The sequence below is a fragment of the Pseudomonas sp. NCIMB 10586 genome (genome assembly GCF_023127895.1).
Classification (GTDB): Bacteria; Pseudomonadota; Gammaproteobacteria; order Pseudomonadales; family Pseudomonadaceae; genus Aquipseudomonas; species Aquipseudomonas synxantha_A.
In genome coordinates this window covers 106,215-125,409 of sequence record NZ_SPKQ01000031.1, presented here as the reverse complement: position 1 = coordinate 125,409, position 19,195 = coordinate 106,215, and the positions used below count along the sequence as shown (strand labels likewise).

Sequence of the window (19,195 nt, the reverse complement as noted above, 5' to 3'; positions counted from 1 at the left end):
CGCCAAGGCGGCGCGTACGGGATATTTCGCGGTCAATAGCGCCAAATTCAGCGGGTTTTTCAACTTTCCGCACGGTTGCAGTAAGTTGATCGGAGCTTCCCACGATCACTTTTTTAATAGATCGCCCCTGTATATTCTTTTTATAGTACTCGGCAAATCATAGGTAATATAGACGGAAGGTCACCTTGCTGAGCAGTTTTCTGATTCATAGCCACCACACGCTCCCACGCCCACCCCAAGCTCCAGACATACAGGAAGGTCGATTGGGCAATTTCAGTGCTCGTCCAGTCGACACCGACGCGGCCGCTAAACTTCTCGCAGGGCGAAATGAATCACTCTAGGGGGGCGGCTTGCTCTCACGAATCCTGGTCATGATCAGCCGACCGTTTGCGGCGGTGGGGCAGTGGATCGGCAACTTGCTGGGTCACGGCGCCCCTCGTGCCTCGCAGACGGCGCCCTCCCCCCAGGCGCTGCCCGTTTCTGCAACGGAATTCAAGAAGGTGCAGCAGTTTGCGCTCAAAGAGGCTCCTGATGATCTGGCCAAGGTTGACCCGTTGGTCGATGTGTTGCGTGAGCGTTTCGGGCCGCTGGCCGGGCAATACCTGGCTAAACCCAAGAATGGTCAGGCGCCCGTCTTCAGCGATGGGGAGGTGATGGCCATCGGACTCTACACCAATGGCGGAGCTCAGTCGCTGAACAACGCTTTGCGGGCTGGCAAGAAGTTGAATCAAGGCCAATCGGCAGTTGTCGAGGGTCTAAGTTCGGCCTTTGGCAGAGCCGACGCTGACAAGCTCGTCGTCAAGACCTTTCGGGGCACCTACGGCGGCGACGCGTTCAGCGATGTCGCAGAGGGCCAGAAAGGCCGGGATGCGGGTTACCTGTCGACGTCCATGAATACCCAGACCGCCAAGAACTTTAGCCGAGATAGCACCCACTCGACCGTATTCGGCAAGTCCGGGTTGGATGTCAGCACCATTTCGATCGAGGTAGACGAGCAGGAAATCCTCTACAACAGGGATACCGAGATGACGGTGCTATTCAGTGCAAAGGACAGTCAGGGGATGACCATGCGCGTGCTGGAGGAGTCCGCGTTGTCCGCAGATAGCGGGCGTCAGAAGGGCTTGTTCGATGCGCTGGATTTACCCGTCGCACCGTAGGCGCAACCTAGTGGTGCCCTAGCCAGAAACCACGCTTGCGGATTCCACGGCCATCCGGCCACCAATAAGGCAGGCAGCAAAGTGTCGATGAGCACCCAATCGCTTTGCTGTCAGCGGCATGGCTTGGCCGTACGTGCTGACTGACGCCGAGTTACCACGGCATATTTTTCCGCCGCCGCTCGCCATTCCCGGCGACCAAAAGTCGATGCCTGACTAGGCTCATGACGCTCGAACCCTTAGGGAGTGGTGCGGCCTGCACAGTCACTGACCTCCTAAAAAAGCCTTTCCTTCAGATACCTCAGCTCCTTCGTTGTCTCCTGGGCTGCGCCAAAGTGCTTCCCGCCGGAGCGACAGTTAGGTGCTTTGCGGTTGTTGTCTTTGCAATACACAATCTTCGACTTCTCCCGGGCGCATGGTCAGCAGATATGCTTCCAGCGGTACCTTGATTGCCGCCATTACCTCGCACGCCTGCTTTTCGCTTCGGCAGTGGAGCCACCGAATCGTCGGCGTAGCGTGCAAATGGACATCTTGGAAAAGTCTGTTGCATCCCCCGCAGGGGCGGTTTTCCGTAAGCGGCAACAGGAAGGCTGGTCAAAAACGCCCTTGCCACACGATACATCGGTCGCTTTATAAGTAGATAACGGTACGTGCCGGGGAAATTTCGATTTGTCATCGCCGTGTTGCAAGTTGGTCGGAGCATCCCTTGTTACTTATCATCGTTGTCTGTATGCCATAACCTACAGGCTCTCCTGTTTTGAATGCTGAGGTGTCAAGTAGCGGCATGGTATTGTTTCGTTTGAAGGCGTAATTCTCCGGGGAAATAGCCAAGTGACTTATAGAGTCAGAATTTATAAAAGTCGCTCATCTCTAAAGATTCTTTTCTTGTTGAAGGTTTCAATGAAGTCTATCAGGTCTAAATTATATGTCTGTGAGATATAATGAATATTGTTGATGTCGGTGTTGCTTTCTTCGAGTCTGTTCGTTGTGCGAGTGTAGGAGTCAGATAGTTCGTCTAATTGAGCATGAGCTGCTGTCTCTAATTTTTTGTCTGGTCTAAACAGGAAGACGTTCGTGAAATGGAAAATAAGTCATATCTGCCGTGGAAATGGCTCACTTCACGAATAAGTAAATTCGTCTGCATAGACAATGCAATCTGCAAGAAAATGTCCGTTAGTGATATTTTGCGGGTCGTGGCGTTAATTGTTGTGACGCCACTGCAGTTGTTGTTTTTTGAGTGCTTTCGCAATCATAATATATGGTGCTCGTGTTGCTTTTTAATTTTTAACCTATTTCTAATTTTATTAGACTGAATAAATAGATTGGTCTTGATTTCATGTCGTCGAGATTAATGATTTCATACCTCCGAAGGCGGTTGTCGAATTCGATACCCTTGTTGTTGGCTAGTTCCTGGATTGCTGAGCTAAACATCTTCATAGCATTATATGCCGCGCCTTTGTAGAATGCATATTTCTCATGTTCATCCATGGGCTCGGTGGCGAGCCGGATGGAGTCGATGCGGATCATCGCAGCAGGTCTCGCAGGAAAGCAGAAACACGCGGCTGCATTTTCTGCCGGCCAACCCACCACGACTACACCTTTTGAATGCGGCACTTCGATTCGGATCGTTGGAGGAAGGGCCTGATGCATCGGCATCGGCATCGGCGGCGATGTCTTGACCGGGATGAAGGCGTTTGAAGTGTCAGGTTTTTCTGCGCATGCACGCGTATCCATTTATGGACGAGGTCGGCGTTGAGATTGTGGGTCAACGCGACATTGGCGATCGAGGTGTCAGGCTGAGCGCATTCGGCGATGACTTGGGCCTTGAAGGACGTGGAGTAGGAACGGCGTTCTTGTGGCATAGGCGTCCGCTTAAAAGGCTAAAAATGGTGTCAGTTCAAATTCAGGTGGACACCATCGCCTCAAGCGACGGTTTCAGGAGGGTGTGTTGCCCGGACGGTTACCTTTTTCAAGGGGGGTCTAAGTCGAGGCTTTTACAAATAATGAGGGGGCGGAAGCCTAAACAGCTTCCGCTTTGCAGGGTTCTATAAATGGCAGTCTTGGGGCTAGTAGTACAAAAGTCGCCGAGTGGCGATCAAGCGATCCCCGAATCATGTCGTTTAGGATAAAGTTGGCGCATCGAGCGAACGCTTCACTTTTCTGCTGTCTTTGGGTAGCGTGGCATCCTTCAGCACGCGCTTGGTCACCCACATGCTGTCCGTTGCACTGAACAACACCCTCATCTTGGTACCCTTGTTGTAAAGAACTTCTTGCTCGTCTGGCACGTGCGAAATGGCACTGACATCCAGTCCGGGCTCGCCGAGTTCAGTCGATGGGGGGCCGCTCGTCGCAAACTCCTTGGCGATCTGCGGCCCCCTGGATATCGACAGGTAACCCGGCTCCTGGCCTTCTGCGGTTTTGCTGAACGCATCGCCACTTCGAGTGCCTCGGAAGTTTTGACGACTGGCTCGTTAGCGTTGATTTTGCCAAAGGAGGAACTTAGCCCATTGACAATAACCGACAGGCCTGCATTCAATCTTTGCCAGTCCGCAAAGAGTTGTTCAGCGCATAAGATGCATGAGCTGTGTAAATCCGGATGGCTAGCGTCTCGCTATCGCTAAAGGCTGGCGTCTGGCCATTGCTCGGTCTATCCGGGTACCGCTCGATAGCCATATACAACAGGCTGATAGGGGGGGCCAATTGATAGAGCTGCTGCGAGGCTTCTATCAACTGCCGCGGCGTGGCCTTTGACAGCCAATCACTGACCTCCCCGTCGATTGTGCCCCATTGCTGGAAGGCAATGCCTTCTATCTTTTTATCCAGCAGCTCGGCCGCCAGCAAGCGGCAATCATTACTTAGCGAGTAACGCTTGACGTCGTTTAGCGCGGTAACCAAGGAGCGCAAGGGGCCGCTGGCGCTGGCGAACTCGTGCAGGTTCGTCGCATTGATGTCGGCCAACTGATCATCAGCCTTGGCAAGGGCGATAACTGATTCTTTGGGCGCCGTCTCCCGCTGCGTCAATGGGGTTTGCTCCGTAGAAGCAGGTTGTGTCTGAAAGGGCTTCAGTAAAGTGTCTACGACTGCCTTGTTAGCGTCGACTTTGCCAAAGACGGAACTTGGCCCGTCGACCTTGGGTTTATTCAGGTACTGCTCGGCGGGCTCTCCCTTTAACTCCTGGCTCACGGCCTGCGCCAACTGGCTGATGCCGCTTTGCAATTGATTGAGTTGCTTCGCGGCCTCCGTCAATTGCTCCGGCGTCGCGTCTCGAAGCCATTTGGTGGCATCCATGCCGGTCGTGCCCCATTGCTGGAAGGCAATGCCTTCCACTTTCGTATCCAGCAGTGCGGCGGCTGCTGAGCTAATGCTAGCGTTCTGCGAGTGCTTCTTGACGGCATGCAGCGCGGTAGTCAAGGAGCGTAAGGTACCATCGTTGTTGGCGAGCTCGGCGTGTTTGTTCTGCAGGTTTTCGGCATTGATGTCGGCCAGATGAGCAGCCTTGTTCAGGCTGCGAAGGGTAGCTTCGAGCGCAACCTGCGACATTATAGGGTCCGCCGGAGAGGCTGACTGCGTCTGGGGTGTCGTGTGCCCCAATAAGTTGGCGATCCACTGCCGCACCGCCTCAAACGGTCGACTGATAACGGTCAGGATTCGGGAGAGCAGGCCGCCCCCTCCCTGGGGTGCTTCATTTCGCTCGGCGAGCTGCTTTGCGGTAGGGTCGGTGCTGGTCGGAGAGACCGTACTATTGCCCAACTGGCCTACCACTGTAGTAGATGGTGCATGGGGTTGAGTTACGGTTTGAAGGGGTGGGTGATAGATAAGCAAAATAACCTCCATTTATCCTTTGATTTTTTGAGCATGTTTGAGGTTGTTGCTGGTGTAGGCTATCAAAAAGCGATCGTGTAACGGGGTTGTACCTGAATCAGTCAGACAAGGCATTAGAGGTCTGCTATGAACAGCTAGGAAGACCTGGGGGGCATGGTCGTAAGGGGTCCATAAACCCCACCTATCCCAAGGTGGGTCAACGGTTTACCGTGACATCTCCGGTGAGCAGTTCCACGGCAGCAAGGCTTCGTAGTCCTCTACCGTCGAGGCATATGGCAACCGCTCCAGTACGTGGCGCAGTCACGTATAAGACTCCTGGCCGTTGACCTTGGCGGTCTCGACAGGACGGTCGTCGGCAGGAAATCATGGCCCGAATTATACCGGGTCAGGCTACGTAGCGTGGGGTCAAAACCTGATGAGGGCAGTTGCGCCACAGGTCAAAACCGTCGAGCAACCAGTTCAGCATCCTGGATGCTCAAAACGATGGCTTCGTCGGTTGCATCGAGAGATGTTTTGAAACGCTCGGATTCCAGGCGCTTGAGCCAACGACAGAAGCCGTTGCGCTCACACCCGGTTGCGGTAGCGATTCAGAAAAACGAAAAGTACCGGGTCGAAGATGGCCACCTTGATATCCAACTCGACCTGGGCGGCCAGGCCCTCGATGAATTTTCGCAAGGCCACGGACTTGGGGTAAAGGTAAACTTTTTCGACTTTGGCGTCGGGACGCATCATGAGGTGCTGGCTCCAGAAAGAGATCGGGAGCGCAGCATCGGGCTTCAATGGGCAGCTTTGAATGTGTAGGTGATGGATCGGTTGTCTCCTTTTTCTCTGACGGTTCTTGTAGGCGCGCCATGATTAGTCATTCAGATGGGGGCTGAGTAGTTGGTCTATGTGCGGGGTATGGAGTTTTGCACGTTTATGGCCGTTTGGGCGATGAATCCTGTCGCGCACACAAACACTGCGACTAAATGAAATGCTTATCTTGACCATGCGTCATAAGTTGTGCTGATTTATTTGTCGTGCCCATGACTCGCGGTGTTGATAGGGTTGAGGGTGGGTGCTTACCTTGTTGTGGTGAATCTTCGGGTTGAAAAACCGATGGTTTTCTTTAACATTGTCAAAAATAAAGGATGTGGGGCGTAACCCATCTTCGTTTTTTTGTTGAGGAATATATAGGCCAAGTTTGCTATAGTGATTTTTGGAGTTGTGCGCGCCGAAAGGTGCATTTGTCTGAAAGACATTTTTTCCATTAATCGCCACCTGTATGCACGGGTACATTCTACTCCAGATGATTCTGATTTTGAATTTATACCATTCTTGAGGGCAGCTAAGAGTTGCTATTTGTTGAATTGATATATTGCCGTTTTCCGAGTTGATTGCAATAAGGATGTCCTGTTCGTTCTTTAGGTGGAGAGATAATGGGGGCCTGCCTCTACCACGTGTCTTCATGTCGCCGCCGGTCTCTTTTACCTGAAAGAAAATCACATCGCGCGCAGCATAATCTGCTCTCATCTGGAACTCATACATGGAGTCTGTATTCATCTTTAAGTTGTTTTTATGCGCAGGCTCTACTCTGAAATTACCTTTGTCCGGTGGAAGGCTGAATTGCAAGGCGTTATCATGGTTTTTTCCAATCCATGGGCCATCAATAAAAGTAAGGTATCGTTCATCTATAGCGTTCTTCATTTCTTTCTGTCCGGATGGACCTAGCTGAGTGTTGATACTTATATTGTACTTTCTTAACGATTTTATGTTGTTATTAAAAGCGGTTTTTATGCTTTTAAGTTTTCTGCCATTGCTATGAGGTATAGGGTCGTAAGACTTTTCTTTGTGTGGGGTTCTTATACAGTCGATGTCGATGTTTCGAATTTTTATTATTTTTTGGTGGATATTGGAGGTGTGGGTGGCCCCAGCATTGTCTATGGGGTGATTTGAGGTTCTAAGTGGGGCGTTACTTCTTAGTGCTGATAGCATTGCTTGTGCCTTTATGTAAGAGTTGGTGGTGAGCTTGAGCGTGCAGATGTCGTCTATAGTTAGTAGGGGGAACCTTCTCATTATTATACCTCCCCCTTATGGCCAGGGTGGATCAGTGGTCTACCGTGACTTTGCTGAGGGTCAGGTTGGTCAGATCCGCCGGGACGTCGGTTTTTGAGTTTTCCCTGCTGAAATCAAACAGAGACGTCAGGTCACCGCAAACCGCGCGACGCCATGGAGAAATATTTTCTTCAATGACGCCGAAGCGTTTTTCGAGAAATTGCAGGACCGAGGTGTGATCGAAAACCTCGGCGCTGACTTTTCCTCCTCGTGACCAAGGAGAAATTGCCAGGATGGGGACTCGGAAGCCCAGGCCAATGGGTTTTTGGGATTCGTATTCAATTTCGCCGGCAGTACTGAGGGCCGAACTGCCTGAATGAGTGTCCCAATGCGGTACGGGAGGAGAGACATGATCGAAGAAACCATCGCCTTGCTGAGCTCTGAAGTTCCTACGTTCGGCGACAGGCGCGTGCGAGGGGATCTCAGTGTCTTAACCGACCGAGTAAAAGTCTTTGACAAATGGCATCCCTGCCAACACTTCTCAGATCATCCGACTTGGTAAGTATTTTCAATCCGACTCCAGGATCGTCCTCAAAAGCTCCTTGTTGCTTTTGCTCTTCATCTCGGGCGGCTGATTGCTGTGGATAATGCCCTCGTTTTCAGCATGAGCACAGGTAGCGAAACCGGTCGCAACCACTCGCCCCTCACTGTTTACAGCTACGTAGTAATCGGTACCACCTTTGCTTTCATTTAAAGAGAAATCAAGGCACGTTCCATTTATTTTTTTAGTTGGCTGCTCTCGCGTGGGCTTCACGCCTGTTGCAAGAACCGATTGTTTTGTCGCACCGGCCTTAGAAGCAGCTGTCACAACGGGATTGGATGCAGATGCCATTAAGGCACTAGCATTCTCGAGTGTTTTGCAGCCCGTTAAACCGAGCACAGAAAATGCAAAAACAAGCGCTGTCTTATTACTCATTCCATAGATCCTGCCATTCATGTTGAAAAACAAGCTTATCCAATGCCTCTATCGAAGTAAATGCAAGGAAATAATAAAAAAGCAATAAATGACAACAGCAAGCAAGATAAGCATAGAAAACAACCTGTAAGCTCCGCCAAATATCACAGGCAGTTCTTCGTTGTGAGCCTAAGTCGTTGCCCACTCACTATGGGCAAGGACGACGCCTCACAATAATTCCGCCCCACACAATTTTTTCAACCTGGAGACTTATTACAATGCGAACTACAACCACTATGGCATTTTTTACAGTGCTCTGCTTGGCAGCAACACCTGCGATGGCCATCAATGGCTTCTGGAGCAAAATCCTCTCGTCCGGCGCTACAACAGGCTCAACCTATCTCACCTCCTCATCCGACAAGAAAATGGTTATGGCCATTCAGGATGATGCCAGTATTTTTGTCGCCAGCAACGGTGCCATACGCGGCCCATACCTCGAAGCCGCCATGCAGAAGATCCGAATTGCTCATCCAGAATTGAACGTCAGCGACGTAGCACTGGCTAGCGCGCTTCTGGCAAAAAATTCCGATAGTTAACGAATTTTTATCGCCCACCCCTCTGAAGCATGCGTACTTCAGATAAACATCCATAAAAAATACAACAACAGAGGCAAGCCATGGCTATTTATGATTACAAAGACATGAATGCTGAAGCCGTCAAGCAGTTGTTCAACGACTCTTACGGAGTCGTAAGGTACACGCAATACCTTATTGACGCGCCTGAAGCAGGTTGGAAGCAGCTTTCGGCACAAACGCTCAATCACCAAGGGCCAACAGATCAGCGTGGTACTTATTACGGCGAGCAGTCATCGGTGGCAACGGCCCAGGCAGAAGTGCTAGGACAGTACGATGACGCAGGCAACCTGATCAAAATCGGCATTGGGTTCCGTGGAACAGGTGGCCCCTCAGAGGCGGGAATCCAAGACTATCTGAATGATTTTAAGAATAACTTTCAGGCGGCATTCGATCCCAAGGGATTTGGCACGGACTACACTTACCTGGCATTCGGCAATTTACTTTCCTCTGTTGCCAGCTATGCCTCGCAACATGGCTTGACTGGGGAGGATATCACTATCGCAGGAGCAAGCCTTGGGGGAATGGCCGTCAATAGCATGGCCGATTTAAGCGAAAGGCGCTGGGACGGTTTCTATAAAGATTCCAACTATGTGGGCGTCGTCTCCCCAAGTATCAGTGAAACGCATAAAGTTCTAAACCTCGGGGCTGAAAATGATCCTGTCTATCGACTGATGGGAAATGGTGAACTGACATGGGCCAGCCTAGGCGCCCATGACTCCACCAATGATATGACTACCGATAACATCATAAGCTTCAATAACCACTATGCCAGTTTCTGGCAAAACCTCCTCCCCCATTCGGTGTTCAATCCGCTTTCCTGGCTAGTACATGATCCTGCTGAAATTGCTGCCTATTTAAAGCGAGTCGCAGACTCCGAACTTTATGACCTGACGCATGAAGATTCGACCATTATCGTTTCAAGCCTGGGCTCAGACGCTCGGAGCAATACCTGGGTCGAGGACCTTGGGCGCTATGGCTCATCCCACAACGGACCGACATTCATCCTAGGCACAGACACTGATGACCTGTTGCGTGGCGGTGCGGGTAATGACTACCTTGAAGGTGGGGGCGGGAACGATACGTTCCAGACCGGAGGCGGCGACAACCTGGTCTTGGGTGGACAGGGTAATAATACACTGGACCTACAGGGCGCCCTTAATCAGTTTCAACTTGCCTACGATAGTGCCAAGGATGGTTTGAACGACGGCCCTGACACTCTCTATATACAAGATGGTCTTGGTGGCATCAGCGTACTCAGTGACATTGGTACCCTGACCAGCCAAGAGAGCAGTTCCAATTGGCTCTACAGTCTATTCGGACGAAAGGACACCGTCACCCACAGCGTGACGATCGACGGATTACGCACCGACGACCACATGACAGACTACCTGCACTCGGTCAATGGCAATGCCAATAACAATCAGCTCAGCGCAACAATCGACGGAGATTGGTTATTCGGCAAGAACGGTGATGACATCCTCAGCAGTGACAAAGCCAGCGTTACCTTTGTTGGTGGGAATGGCAACGACGTGTTGAACTCACAAGGCGGCGGTAACAATACATTCTTGTTCCATGGCAACTTTGGTCAGGATCAGGTATTCGGCTTTCATGCTTCAGACACTTTGAAGTTTATTGGCGTCGATACAATAGTCGATGGTTCAGATTATCACTCTGTAGCCTCTGAAGTGGGCAACGATACGGTTCTCAACTTCGGCGCAAACTCGGTGACGCTTGTTGGTGTGGGTCTGAACAGCTTATCCAGCTACGGAGTTACGATCGCCTGACGGCAGTCACGGATAATAAAAGCCACCCGTACTGTCCAGCCCGCAACCAGATCCGTGTGCCGTTCTCAAGGGGTTGGATAGAGGGAGGATGGTACCGGTGGCTCCCCCTTCAGATTAAAATCTCTCGTTATTCATACTCCCACTAATCGTTTTCTGGCCGCGGATGGGGTCATACCAAATCTCTCCATAAACACTTTGCTGAATTGGCTCCCAGAACTGAACCCACAAGCCATGGCAATATCCAGCATGGAGCGATTGACGTCAGCAATAAGTTTATTCGCCAGCTGCAACCTGCACTCAATTACATACTGATAAGGGGAAACGCCAACCGCTTTCTTGAACTCTCTGGAAAAATAAAATGGGCTCATACCAACGCAACTCGCCAACTCGCCCAACGTCATCTGAAGATGAAGATTTAACAGAACATACTCCTTTAAATATTTCAGCTGGGTGACAGACAAGGCGGACCGGTATTCTTTCACCTCAACCTTAGACAACTCGACCAGCAATAAAATAGCAATGGAATCTTGATGCAGCACATCATCTACGCTTAAAAAGCGTTCGCAAAGCCATCTGATGTTCGGCTCATTGAGAGTAAACAGCGGAGCTAGCACCAAGCCTTTTTTCGCGCTCGGTAAAAAACGAGTCAACTGCTCATCGATAGTTATCGCTGTATAGGAAATCTTACCGCGCCCATGAAAATTTCCTGAAAATTCGCTTTGGGCGGGAATCAAATCAACTTTTCTGTCTAGACAGCGCGGCCCCGTGGCCTTCTTGCCATCGAGCCAAGACATCCCATCACTCGACGCCCCGGGATCAAAAACCATCAATGTTGGCTGGTATCTTCTCAGCTCAATTGTGTGCTCGCTTTTTGCCTCCACACGATCAATTCGGCCATATCCCCACGCTTTGGAGGACGTCTCCAAAATCGCTTCTGGATTATAAATAATCCCATCAAGCGTACCTTCATCAAATACCTTCATAACGAGTTCCTACTCCATTACCGTGCCTCAATACATTCGCTCATCACTCAATATAAACATACCATCCGGCGTTTTTTTTCGTCCACAGAACCATAATCCTAATTAGCCATATTTTTGCAACAGAGCTTTCAGCCAATCAGCCTTCTATGCTCATCAATGCCGCGCTAACCTTTATCAACTCAAGTGGACAAACTCGCAATGCTGGCACGCTCAGAAATGAAAAAAATCAGATCTGTGGCCCTCCTCCCATGACTACCTCAAAAAACTGCGATATCGCTAAACGTGACTACGATATTATTATCGTGGGTGGCGGTTCAGCCGGCGCGGTAATGGCCAGTCGCCTCAGTGAAGACAGTAACTAATGCGTCCTGCTGATAGAAGCGGGTTCCTCTTACACTGTTTCAACCCTCCCGCCCCAAATCGCTCTAGCTCGGCATGTAGGCGGTGATGCGAGCACTACCTGGGTCCACACGCGAGAGGTCGGCTCTTCGACCGCAAGCGGTGGTTTGAGGGCGAAGATACTAGGCGGAGGTTCGGCTATCAACGCAGCGGCCTTTGTTCGCGCCCCACACTCGGACTTCGATCGGTGGGCAGACGATGGCCTGCAGGACTGGGCTTATGAACAGGTACTACCTTATTTCAAAAAGTCGGAGAATGCCGATTATGGCGATGACCACCTGCATGGGCGTCAAGGCCCCATTCCAGTTCACCTGCGCAAAAAAAACGATCTGAGCAAGACCGCGCAGACATTCATTGATGCCGCTCTGCAAGCGGGTTTTCAAGCAGTGGATGACATCAACAAGCCATTTCCCAAAGGGATCGGTATCTATCCACAGAATGTCCAAGACGATCCCACCAATCCAGCACAGGATAAAAACGATCGAGAAACTCGTGTCAATACCGCAATTGCCTATCTGACAAAGAATGTACGTCAACGGAAAAATCTGGACATCGACAAAGTGCTATTCAACGAGCGCTGTGCGCGCGGTGTACGACTGGCTAATGGCCGTGAGTTCGCTGCTCGACAAGTAGTGTTGAGCGCAGGCGCCATTGGCATGGGCGCAATATTGCTTCGCTCGGGAATAGGTCCCAATAAGCTATTGGCCGCCCACTGCATTTCTCTTGTAGCCGACCTGCCTGTCGACCAAGGCCTGATGGACCAGCCAAATGTCTATTTGCAAGTGGTCATTAACGGAGATGGTGCGATTCTGCCGACTTTGGGCGGTAAGCTTTGGGAGCAGTCATCCTTGGCCGCGCCAAATGAGCTTGATATCTACCTAGGGTTCAACCACTTCGCCAATCTCGCACAATCCCCGACGGGCAAGGCCTTTGGTATCATTGCCTGTGCCTGCTGGCCTCGTTCCCGAGGAAAGCTTGAGCTGGAATCTGTCGACCCATATGCATTGCCGCGCGTCAGCCTTAATCTGCTGTCGGTGGAGTCCGATATTAAGATCCTGATTGAGGCCGTGGCCATGATGAAACGAATCGCTGCGCAGGAGCCCTTGAAAAGCCAGGTTGTCACAATACACTTTTCCGATGGCAGCGAAGTGCCAACAGACCCTCACAGCCTAAGGGAAGCCATTATCAAACACGTCGACTCCACGTTGCACGTTACTTCCAGTGCGCCCATGGGGCCGATAGGCGATTCACTGGCAGTCCTTGATGAACAAGGTCGAGTTCATGGCCTGTCGGGGCTACGTGTTGCTGATGCATCGATTTTCCCGGGCGTGCCATCGGTCGCGACCAACCCAACGGTGATCATGGCTGCCGAATACATCGCTGATCGGATGAAGCAAGCTGGCCCATACGAACCTTGAACCCTTTCAAAAACGTCCCCTTGCCAAAGTTGCCCGCGCCCCTGCCCCTAGGACTGCGGGCTTCTTCTACTCCTGGATAATCTGGCGCTGAGTCTCATTCAGAAAATCGAGAAATGCCCGTATCGCCGGGCGCATTCCTCTGCGTGACAAGACTACCGCGTAATAGATCCCCGGCCTGGGTCGCCAATTGGGTAGCGGTGCCACCAGCGTTCCTTCCTTCAAATTATTTTCGCACATGAACATCGGTAACAGGGCAACGCCCACCCCCTGCAGCGCAGCTTCATGCAGCATGTCCAGATCATCGCTGACCAGATGTGGCAAATGTTCAATGTTTTTTCGATGCCATCTACCGTCTGCAACAACCAGTTATACCGACCCACTTTCGAGCTGATATCCAGAGTAGGAACTTTCGAAAGGGCTTCAAGTGTTTCGATGGGAGATGTTTTCAGAAAAGCCGGCGAAGCCACCAACGCGCGCGTCACATTAGCCAAGGTTTTTACAATTACACCGCCCGGCTCGTCCAGATCCGAACGTACTCGCAGCGCCACATCAACGCCTTCTTCATACAAGTCGATCGCTCGATTGGTCACAATCATCTCGATTCTGATATCCGGGAAACGTTGCAGAAAAAGGGGCAGCCAAAGCCTTAGCAAGTGCCGGGAAACACCCACTGGGCAGCCGACGCGAATCAATCCATGCGGGCTGGAGCGCACCTGAGCAATCGTATCTCGTATCGCGTCCAGCTCCTGAAGGATTGTATGACAATGGGGTAACAGCAGTTGCCCAGTGTTTGTCAGCGCCAGCTGACGTGTGGATCGCTCCAGCAACCTCATATTCAATTTTTTTCCAGCGCATCCACACGCCTTGAAAGTAAAGACTTGGACACTCCCAACTCACGACTTGCGGCCGAAAAACTGCCGAGTTCTACCACACAGCTGAAGTAAAACAAGTTATCCAGATCACCTACCTCGCTACTCAGCTGCCTCATAAATGCAACAATGTTTCTCATATTCTCTACCTATTCTCGCTCTTTAACTTGCACCACCATTTGCTTGGCATTTCGTAACCGATCCTGCGAAGCAGAAGACGCGTTAAATAATAGAGTCTACCGTCAACAACTCGAGAGGAAACCCGATGGATTTTATCAGTGCCAGTGAGCTTCAGCAGCGATCAACCTCGCCGAATGTAGAGATAATGACTGAGGCCGTTGGACGATTGCCGCGTCCTGCATCGGCCGTGCTTTCGTGAGTTATGGAGCTCAAGAACCATACTGCTGGTCAGTGGAAAAACGCGGCCCATGTTTATGGTAGTTCACCCTAGACATCAAGCGCCCTGCAGGTGCCGTCATTTAGTGAGACGCCCGGTACCCTTGTACCTCAGAAAAGCATCATGCACAAAATTTCAACCGGTGACTTTCACGAGCACACACTTGTTAATGAACGCAGCCCCCCTGACAGCAATCAGCACTCGGTCGCTTTTCGCACAAAAGGTCGCCTTCAGAACAGACGTAATTCAAACGTAATCAGAACTAACGGTGTTCAAAACGTCTTCTGATCTGAAATGACAGTATTCTCGCAGGTTCTGCTGCTTCAGACCCATTCGTACTTGCCAATAAGCATACTTCAGCGAATCGGCCGGCAGGCCTCCTTTCTCCGTAGGATTATCAATGCACACTGAGCTGTAGGCGTGCTTTAGCGATAGCGGTTTTGTTCACGTCGATCGAAAAAGACGAAACAATAACGCGGTGTTGCTCCAGTCGATCAATCCATAGCAATAACTTTTCAAGCGGCCCCTCCACACTCAAACTGACTTGGCCGGGTGCGCTGCTCTCCAACTCTTCCAGTTCCAGCCCAGCAGAGCGGCTTGTTTGAGTCACTGTGCTTGCCAGCGCTTCAGCAGGGATGGCGGTAATAGCGTTCGTATTGTGATGATTGATCGCCTGCTGAATGTGTTGATACAAAAGCCTTTCCTCTTTGAGCTGATTTTCGACGTGCTGATAATCTCGGTAAAAGGGGGTTGCCACCAAGAAGTGGGTTGCTGTCAGGCCGATGAAGAGCGCCAGGCCTATCAACGCGCGTTTGTCTCTGGTGTTAAGGCGGGACCAGGCTTGAAGCGCTTTTTGAAAGAAGGGTTTGGCCTGTGCAGAAAGAGTCATGTGTTCTCCCTGATGGAAATGCGAGCAGTCACTCCGCTGGCGTCACGTGTGGATGAATGAGTCTCGACAGTGTAGCCATCGCGTGTAAGGTCCTCGCGTAGATGCTCTAGATCGGTAAAACCTGGAGCGTGAACCTCCAGGCTGAATCCAGCTTCCGGCTGGTAGCCAAGGTGTCGAATTTCTGTGGTCGCTCCTTGGCTGTTAAGCCAGTCCAGTGTCAGGGAGGCGAGCGTACGGACCAGTGTCGATGGAGCGGGGGTGTTCCGGTTAATGGCTGCCTGTAGGGATAAGGGCTGAGGATCGCTGGTGAAATGGCGCTGCCAAAGCTCACTGTTTACCTGTCGTTGCGCCTGGGTGTGATGTTTCAGGATCGCTAGATGGACCACAGCCTGGGTGAAAAAAGCGCCACAGCCCAGTAGCAAAGTCAAAGCAATTGTTTTTCGGGAGGAAAGCCTTGCCCGGCGATACTGAAAGTCTCCCTGGCAAAGATCAATGGCCTCGAGGGTTCCGTGCGTCAGCACCTCACAGGCGGATGAAGAGAGGGGCTCGCAGGGAGGTACGAGGGGAAGGTGGTCTGCCAACTGGTCCACTTCATCATCAGATAACGCCAGGCGTATCGGTGAGTGGCCTCCAATCAACCAGCGGCTATCCCATTTCAGCCTGCCGCTGCCATTGTGCGGTATGCAATCGGCATCGACATGAATGCGTTGAACGGTGATGCCATGTTTCGCCAGGTGGTCGAGGCGTATTTGGAGGTCCGTACGTTTGATCACCCACACCTTACAGTGCTGTTTGTCCTGCAGGCCGCAGTGAGCCAGATGCAGGAGCTCAATACGTTCGGCCAGTTGTTCTTCAAGTACACAATTGAGGGCTTCACGCCACCAACGACCAGCTTGGCGGGGAATGCTCACGGTGTGATAGCTGCACAGTTCCATGGGCAGTAACAACGTAACTGGCTGACCGCCCAGCTCACGGGCGGCCTCCTCCAGCGTTCCATGCCGCAGGACGTAGTCGTTTTGCCACCAGCTCAGGCGCCGTACTGGGTCGTCGTCGCAGAAGGAGGAAATATAAAGCCAGAACTTCATGGGGAGGGTGCTCATTAGTTGTTCGGAGGGGCGACAAAGCTGCTCAGTTGCCGCTGTTGAACGCGCAGCTGACGACCATTGACGATCTTGAAGTCGCTGGTCAATTGCAAGGTATGTTGTGCCTTGCGCACCCGGATCGTGGCCCGAAAATTTTTGCTGTCGACCCCCAACCCGTAGGTACTGACTTGCACGCCCAAGCGCACGGCGGCTTCTTGGAAAGCCTGCACAGTGTTGTAGCCGCCGATGGGGCGGCTGGCGATCAAGGCTTGGGCCTTGCCAAGGTCAAACCCCTCCAGACTCGCCAGTACTTGACGGTTGGCGGTGTTGACGTTGAGCGATTCTTCTTCATGCGCGATGACGAAGGGGCGAAGACGTACTAAAGCCGAAACATTCACGTTGGCGAGCAAGCTAAGCTCACTGATGTCCGTCAAGTGTGATGTAGCGCTGGGAGCCGGAACCATGCGTGGGTCGTGTGATGGAACACCCAGCGAGCGCAGAAGTTGCTGATAGCGCCTTTGAGCGATAGGTTCCTGGCTGAGTCGTACGGTATTAAGGTTAAACCGGGCGCCGAGGTCCTCGATATGGATCTGAATAGAACCGTCTTCAATCTCAAAGGCTTGTGAGTGCTGTGCCCAGGTTTGCCCAAGATGAACGACTTTCCAGTTGTTCTCCCGCATACTGTTGGCCAACTGCTGGCGTGCCCATGTTTCCCCGCTCAAGGCCAATTGCCAAAGCTGCTGGCGTTCGCTGCTGATTATGCTGTTGTATACGCTCAACCGTTGATGGGCGAGCATACCGCTGACAATCATGGTTACAAACGCAGTCATCAGTAATACGCTGATCAATGCGATTCCCTGTTGTCTGCCGCCCTCAAACATCAGGTTGAACCTTTTCGACGGTGAACTCACCGGGTAGCAAAATCACTCGCCTCAAGCCTGGATATCCTGCGGCGTCCAGCTGAATATCTACGGCGTTGGGCAAGCTCAGTGCTGAACCGTCGATGGGCCAGTGTGAGTGAGGATGACCGTTGTGGTCGATGTAGCTCAATTGGATTAACTTTACGTCGTTCAGCAGTTGTTGGACGACGAGTGGGGGCTGCTGCGACTCTCGCTGTGGCGCGACGCGATACTCTCGGGTCCAGGTTCCGTTTCCCCAGTCGTATTGCACTTCCAAAAGCTCACTGCGCGCGTGACCCAGCGGGTTGCGCCAGCCTTGACGGCTCAGCCGCAAGTTGTTTGCCTGGCCAATCAGTGCCTGTTGCCCGCTTCGATCTTCACTGAGCGCACGTCTTGCGGCCATTTGCAGGTCACGTTCGAACATGGCCAGGGCGCGCTGTAGCTCGCGCAGTTGTTGCTCGTGCAGTTTGATACGCTGCTCAGCACGTACCACGACATCGAATAACTGGTAAGTTCCCAAGCCCAATACGCTGAACAGGCTCATGGCGACCAGCATTTCCAGTAAGGTAAAACCTCGCTGACTCATGACGCGGCGCTCATGTAACCGAGGAGTTGGGCGCGGTGGAAGAGTGCTTCGTATTGAGGTGAGGGAGCGTCCATAACGCTGATGACGACTTTCAATAATCGCGGGTCTGGCGCAGGTTCGATTTCAATACGTACCAGCCACACAAAACCACCGAACGCAATCCGCTCTTTTTCAATGCCGGGCTGTGCTTTACGCATCCTGGCGCGCAGCTCATTCATGCGATTGTCTGCCACCCACACCGCGAGACTGTGCCGGGTAAGGCTCGAGCTACTGCGGGTGATGTACTGCAATGCACTGAAAAGCGCTATCGAGAGGGTGGCGAGAATCGCCATGGCAACCATCACTTCCAGCAAGGTAAAACCTTCATTGCAACGTTTCAATTTGGGCGTCCTGTATGCCGTCGCTGGATAGCTTCAGCAGGGCTGTATGTTGATAGCTCAAGATCAAACTGAACGGCGACACTTCATTACTTGAGAGTACTAATAACCGTGTGTTGGGCGCGTCCTGTCCAATCGGACGGTCCAGGCTTTGCAAGCTCAGTTGCACCGCCGCAGGCAGTACACGTGTCTGAAACTGGGAGGCTGGCTCCCAGCGGTGATGGTCGTGCAGTTGTTCGACCTGATAGCTTTGCTGCTCGACGCGAATGCTGTAATCGCTGTCGGTCAACACGGCTTGCTTGCGCAACAGTTGCAACAAGTTATTGAACCGTTCCAGCTCACGCTGTGCCTGACGTGCGCCGGAGTCAGGATTGATAAATCCCAGCAGGCCAAGGCTCAGCGAAATAAGCAGAATCACAATCAGCATTTCGAGCAAGGTGAAGCCTTTAGAGGGGCGTACGTTCACGGCTGAATAGTCCAGTTTCCAATATCAGCCTGGATACCCTCACCACCGGCCATACCATCGGCACCGTAAGAAAACAGTTTGAATGAGCCACCGTGCCCAGTCGGAAGCTGATATTGGTACGGGTTACCCCAGGGGTCCAGCGGAATCCTCTTGAGATATCCATCCGGGTTCCAGTTGCGCGCCGCAGGGGTTCCGCTGGGTTTCTTGACCAGGGCTGCCAGGCCTTGCTGGGAGCTGGGGTAGGCGTGGTTATCGAGCTTGTAGATATCCAGGGCCAGGGCCAGAGCTTTGATATCGCTTTGGGCCGCTGTGATCTTCGCCTGGTCGGGGCGGCTCATGATTTGTGGTACGACCAGAGCGGCGAGTACCCCAAGTATCACCACGACCACCATGACCTCGATCAAGGTGAAGCCGCGTTGTTTGTTAGTTGTGTTCATGTATTCACT

The 19,195-nt window shown here is 52.0% G+C and carries 19 protein-coding genes and 2 pseudogenes; 5 read left to right on the top strand and 16 right to left on the bottom strand.

Translation table 11 applies throughout. The annotated features are described in order from the left end of the window. Nucleotides 1-371: 371 nt before the first annotated feature. Nucleotides 372-1,157: an ADP-ribosyltransferase gene (locus E4P01_RS13150; protein ID WP_216091077.1), complete on the top strand. Its 786-nt coding sequence runs from the start codon at nucleotides 372-374 to the stop codon at nucleotides 1,155-1,157. Between the two features lie 1,281 nt (nucleotides 1,158-2,438). On the opposite strand, the gene E4P01_RS13145 is transcribed toward E4P01_RS13150, so the two are convergent. The 7 genes and pseudogenes from E4P01_RS13145 to E4P01_RS13115 form a co-directional block, all read right to left on the bottom strand. Beyond that, nucleotides 2,439-2,888: a hypothetical protein gene (locus tag E4P01_RS13145; RefSeq protein ID WP_248130049.1), complete on the bottom strand. Its 450-nt coding sequence runs from the start codon at nucleotides 2,886-2,888 to the stop codon at nucleotides 2,439-2,441. 798 nt (nucleotides 2,889-3,686) lie between these two features. Next, nucleotides 3,687-4,694, bottom strand: coding sequence for a hypothetical protein (locus E4P01_RS13140; protein ID WP_216091078.1), 1,008 nt, complete (start codon nucleotides 4,692-4,694; stop codon nucleotides 3,687-3,689). 486 nt (nucleotides 4,695-5,180) lie between these two features. After that, a pseudogene (locus tag E4P01_RS13135) lies at nucleotides 5,181-5,318 on the bottom strand (transposase domain-containing protein); the annotation flags it as partial. A gap of 222 nt (nucleotides 5,319-5,540) precedes the next feature. Continuing rightward, the gene (gene tnpB, locus E4P01_RS13130; RefSeq protein WP_248130048.1) at nucleotides 5,541-5,708 is read right to left on the bottom strand and encodes an IS66 family insertion sequence element accessory protein TnpB; all 168 of its coding nucleotides are present in this window, start codon (nucleotides 5,706-5,708) and stop codon (nucleotides 5,541-5,543) included. A gap of 261 nt (nucleotides 5,709-5,969) precedes the next feature. Further along, nucleotides 5,970-7,031, bottom strand: a complete 1,062-nt coding sequence (locus E4P01_RS13125; RefSeq protein ID WP_078820893.1) for a heparin lyase I family protein — start codon at nucleotides 7,029-7,031, stop codon at nucleotides 5,970-5,972. Between the two features lie 109 nt (nucleotides 7,032-7,140). After that, a pseudogene (locus E4P01_RS13120) lies at nucleotides 7,141-7,443 on the bottom strand (alkaline phosphatase family protein); the annotation flags it as partial. Nucleotides 7,444-7,578: 135 nt separating this feature from the next. Next, complete coding sequence (locus tag E4P01_RS13115) at nucleotides 7,579-7,986, bottom strand: hypothetical protein (protein WP_078820894.1); 408 nt, start codon at nucleotides 7,984-7,986, stop codon at nucleotides 7,579-7,581. 257 nt (nucleotides 7,987-8,243) lie between these two features. Here E4P01_RS13115 and E4P01_RS13110 point away from each other — a divergent pair, with 257 nt between their 5' ends. Both E4P01_RS13110 and E4P01_RS13105 read left to right on the top strand, forming a co-directional pair. Then, nucleotides 8,244-8,561, top strand: a complete 318-nt coding sequence (locus E4P01_RS13110; RefSeq protein ID WP_078820895.1) for a DUF2388 domain-containing protein — start codon at nucleotides 8,244-8,246, stop codon at nucleotides 8,559-8,561. A gap of 80 nt (nucleotides 8,562-8,641) precedes the next feature. Next, entirely contained in the window at nucleotides 8,642-10,384 is a 1,743-nt protein-coding gene (locus E4P01_RS13105; protein WP_078820896.1) for a calcium-binding protein, read from the top strand. Nucleotides 10,385-10,515: 131 nt separating this feature from the next. Here E4P01_RS13105 and E4P01_RS13100 read toward each other — a convergent pair whose 3' ends face one another. Further along, a complete protein-coding gene (locus E4P01_RS13100; RefSeq protein WP_078820897.1) occupies nucleotides 10,516-11,367 on the bottom strand; it encodes a helix-turn-helix transcriptional regulator in 852 nt (283 codons plus the stop codon). A gap of 248 nt (nucleotides 11,368-11,615) precedes the next feature. Here E4P01_RS13100 and E4P01_RS13095 point away from each other — a divergent pair, with 248 nt between their 5' ends. Together E4P01_RS13095 and E4P01_RS13090 are read left to right on the top strand one after the other, a co-directional pair. After that, nucleotides 11,616-11,729, top strand: a complete 114-nt coding sequence (locus E4P01_RS13095) for a GMC family oxidoreductase N-terminal domain-containing protein (RefSeq protein ID WP_216091079.1) — start codon at nucleotides 11,616-11,618, stop codon at nucleotides 11,727-11,729. Between the two features lie 144 nt (nucleotides 11,730-11,873). Further along, nucleotides 11,874-13,184, top strand: a complete 1,311-nt coding sequence (locus E4P01_RS13090) for a GMC oxidoreductase (protein ID WP_179119808.1) — start codon at nucleotides 11,874-11,876, stop codon at nucleotides 13,182-13,184. A 218-nt stretch (nucleotides 13,185-13,402) separates the two neighbouring features. On the opposite strand, the gene E4P01_RS13085 is transcribed toward E4P01_RS13090, so the two are convergent. From E4P01_RS13085 to gspG, 8 genes are all read right to left on the bottom strand, one after another. Beyond that, nucleotides 13,403-14,017, bottom strand: coding sequence for a LysR substrate-binding domain-containing protein (locus E4P01_RS13085; RefSeq protein ID WP_078820900.1), 615 nt, complete (start codon nucleotides 14,015-14,017; stop codon nucleotides 13,403-13,405). Nucleotides 14,018-14,847: 830 nt separating this feature from the next. Beyond that, complete coding sequence (gspM, locus tag E4P01_RS13080) at nucleotides 14,848-15,339, bottom strand: type II secretion system protein GspM (protein ID WP_078820902.1); 492 nt, start codon at nucleotides 15,337-15,339, stop codon at nucleotides 14,848-14,850. Then, nucleotides 15,336-16,424, bottom strand: a complete 1,089-nt coding sequence (gene gspL, locus E4P01_RS13075) for a type II secretion system protein GspL (protein ID WP_179119810.1) — start codon at nucleotides 16,422-16,424, stop codon at nucleotides 15,336-15,338. The genes gspM and gspL overlap by 4 nt, the downstream gene beginning before the upstream one ends. A gap of 14 nt (nucleotides 16,425-16,438) precedes the next feature. Beyond that, entirely contained in the window at nucleotides 16,439-17,302 is an 864-nt protein-coding gene (gspK, locus tag E4P01_RS13070; RefSeq protein ID WP_078820904.1) for a type II secretion system minor pseudopilin GspK, read from the bottom strand. Next, on the bottom strand, nucleotides 17,295-17,906 hold the full coding sequence (gene gspJ / locus E4P01_RS13065) for a type II secretion system minor pseudopilin GspJ (RefSeq protein ID WP_078820905.1): 612 nt from the start codon (nucleotides 17,904-17,906) through the stop codon (nucleotides 17,295-17,297). The genes gspK and gspJ overlap by 8 nt, the downstream gene beginning before the upstream one ends. Then, entirely contained in the window at nucleotides 17,903-18,286 is a 384-nt protein-coding gene (gspI, locus tag E4P01_RS13060) for a type II secretion system minor pseudopilin GspI (protein ID WP_078820906.1), read from the bottom strand. The genes gspJ and gspI overlap by 4 nt, the downstream gene beginning before the upstream one ends. Beyond that, nucleotides 18,270-18,749, bottom strand: a complete 480-nt coding sequence (gspH, locus tag E4P01_RS13055) for a type II secretion system minor pseudopilin GspH (protein WP_078820907.1) — start codon at nucleotides 18,747-18,749, stop codon at nucleotides 18,270-18,272. Before gspH ends, gspI begins: the two co-directional genes overlap by 17 nt. Then, nucleotides 18,746-19,186 carry a type II secretion system major pseudopilin GspG gene (gspG, locus tag E4P01_RS13050; RefSeq protein WP_078820908.1) on the bottom strand — a complete coding sequence of 147 codons (441 nt, stop codon included), beginning with the start codon at nucleotides 19,184-19,186 and terminating at the stop codon, nucleotides 18,746-18,748. Before gspG ends, gspH begins: the two co-directional genes overlap by 4 nt. Between the last annotated feature and the right edge of the window lie 9 nt (nucleotides 19,187-19,195).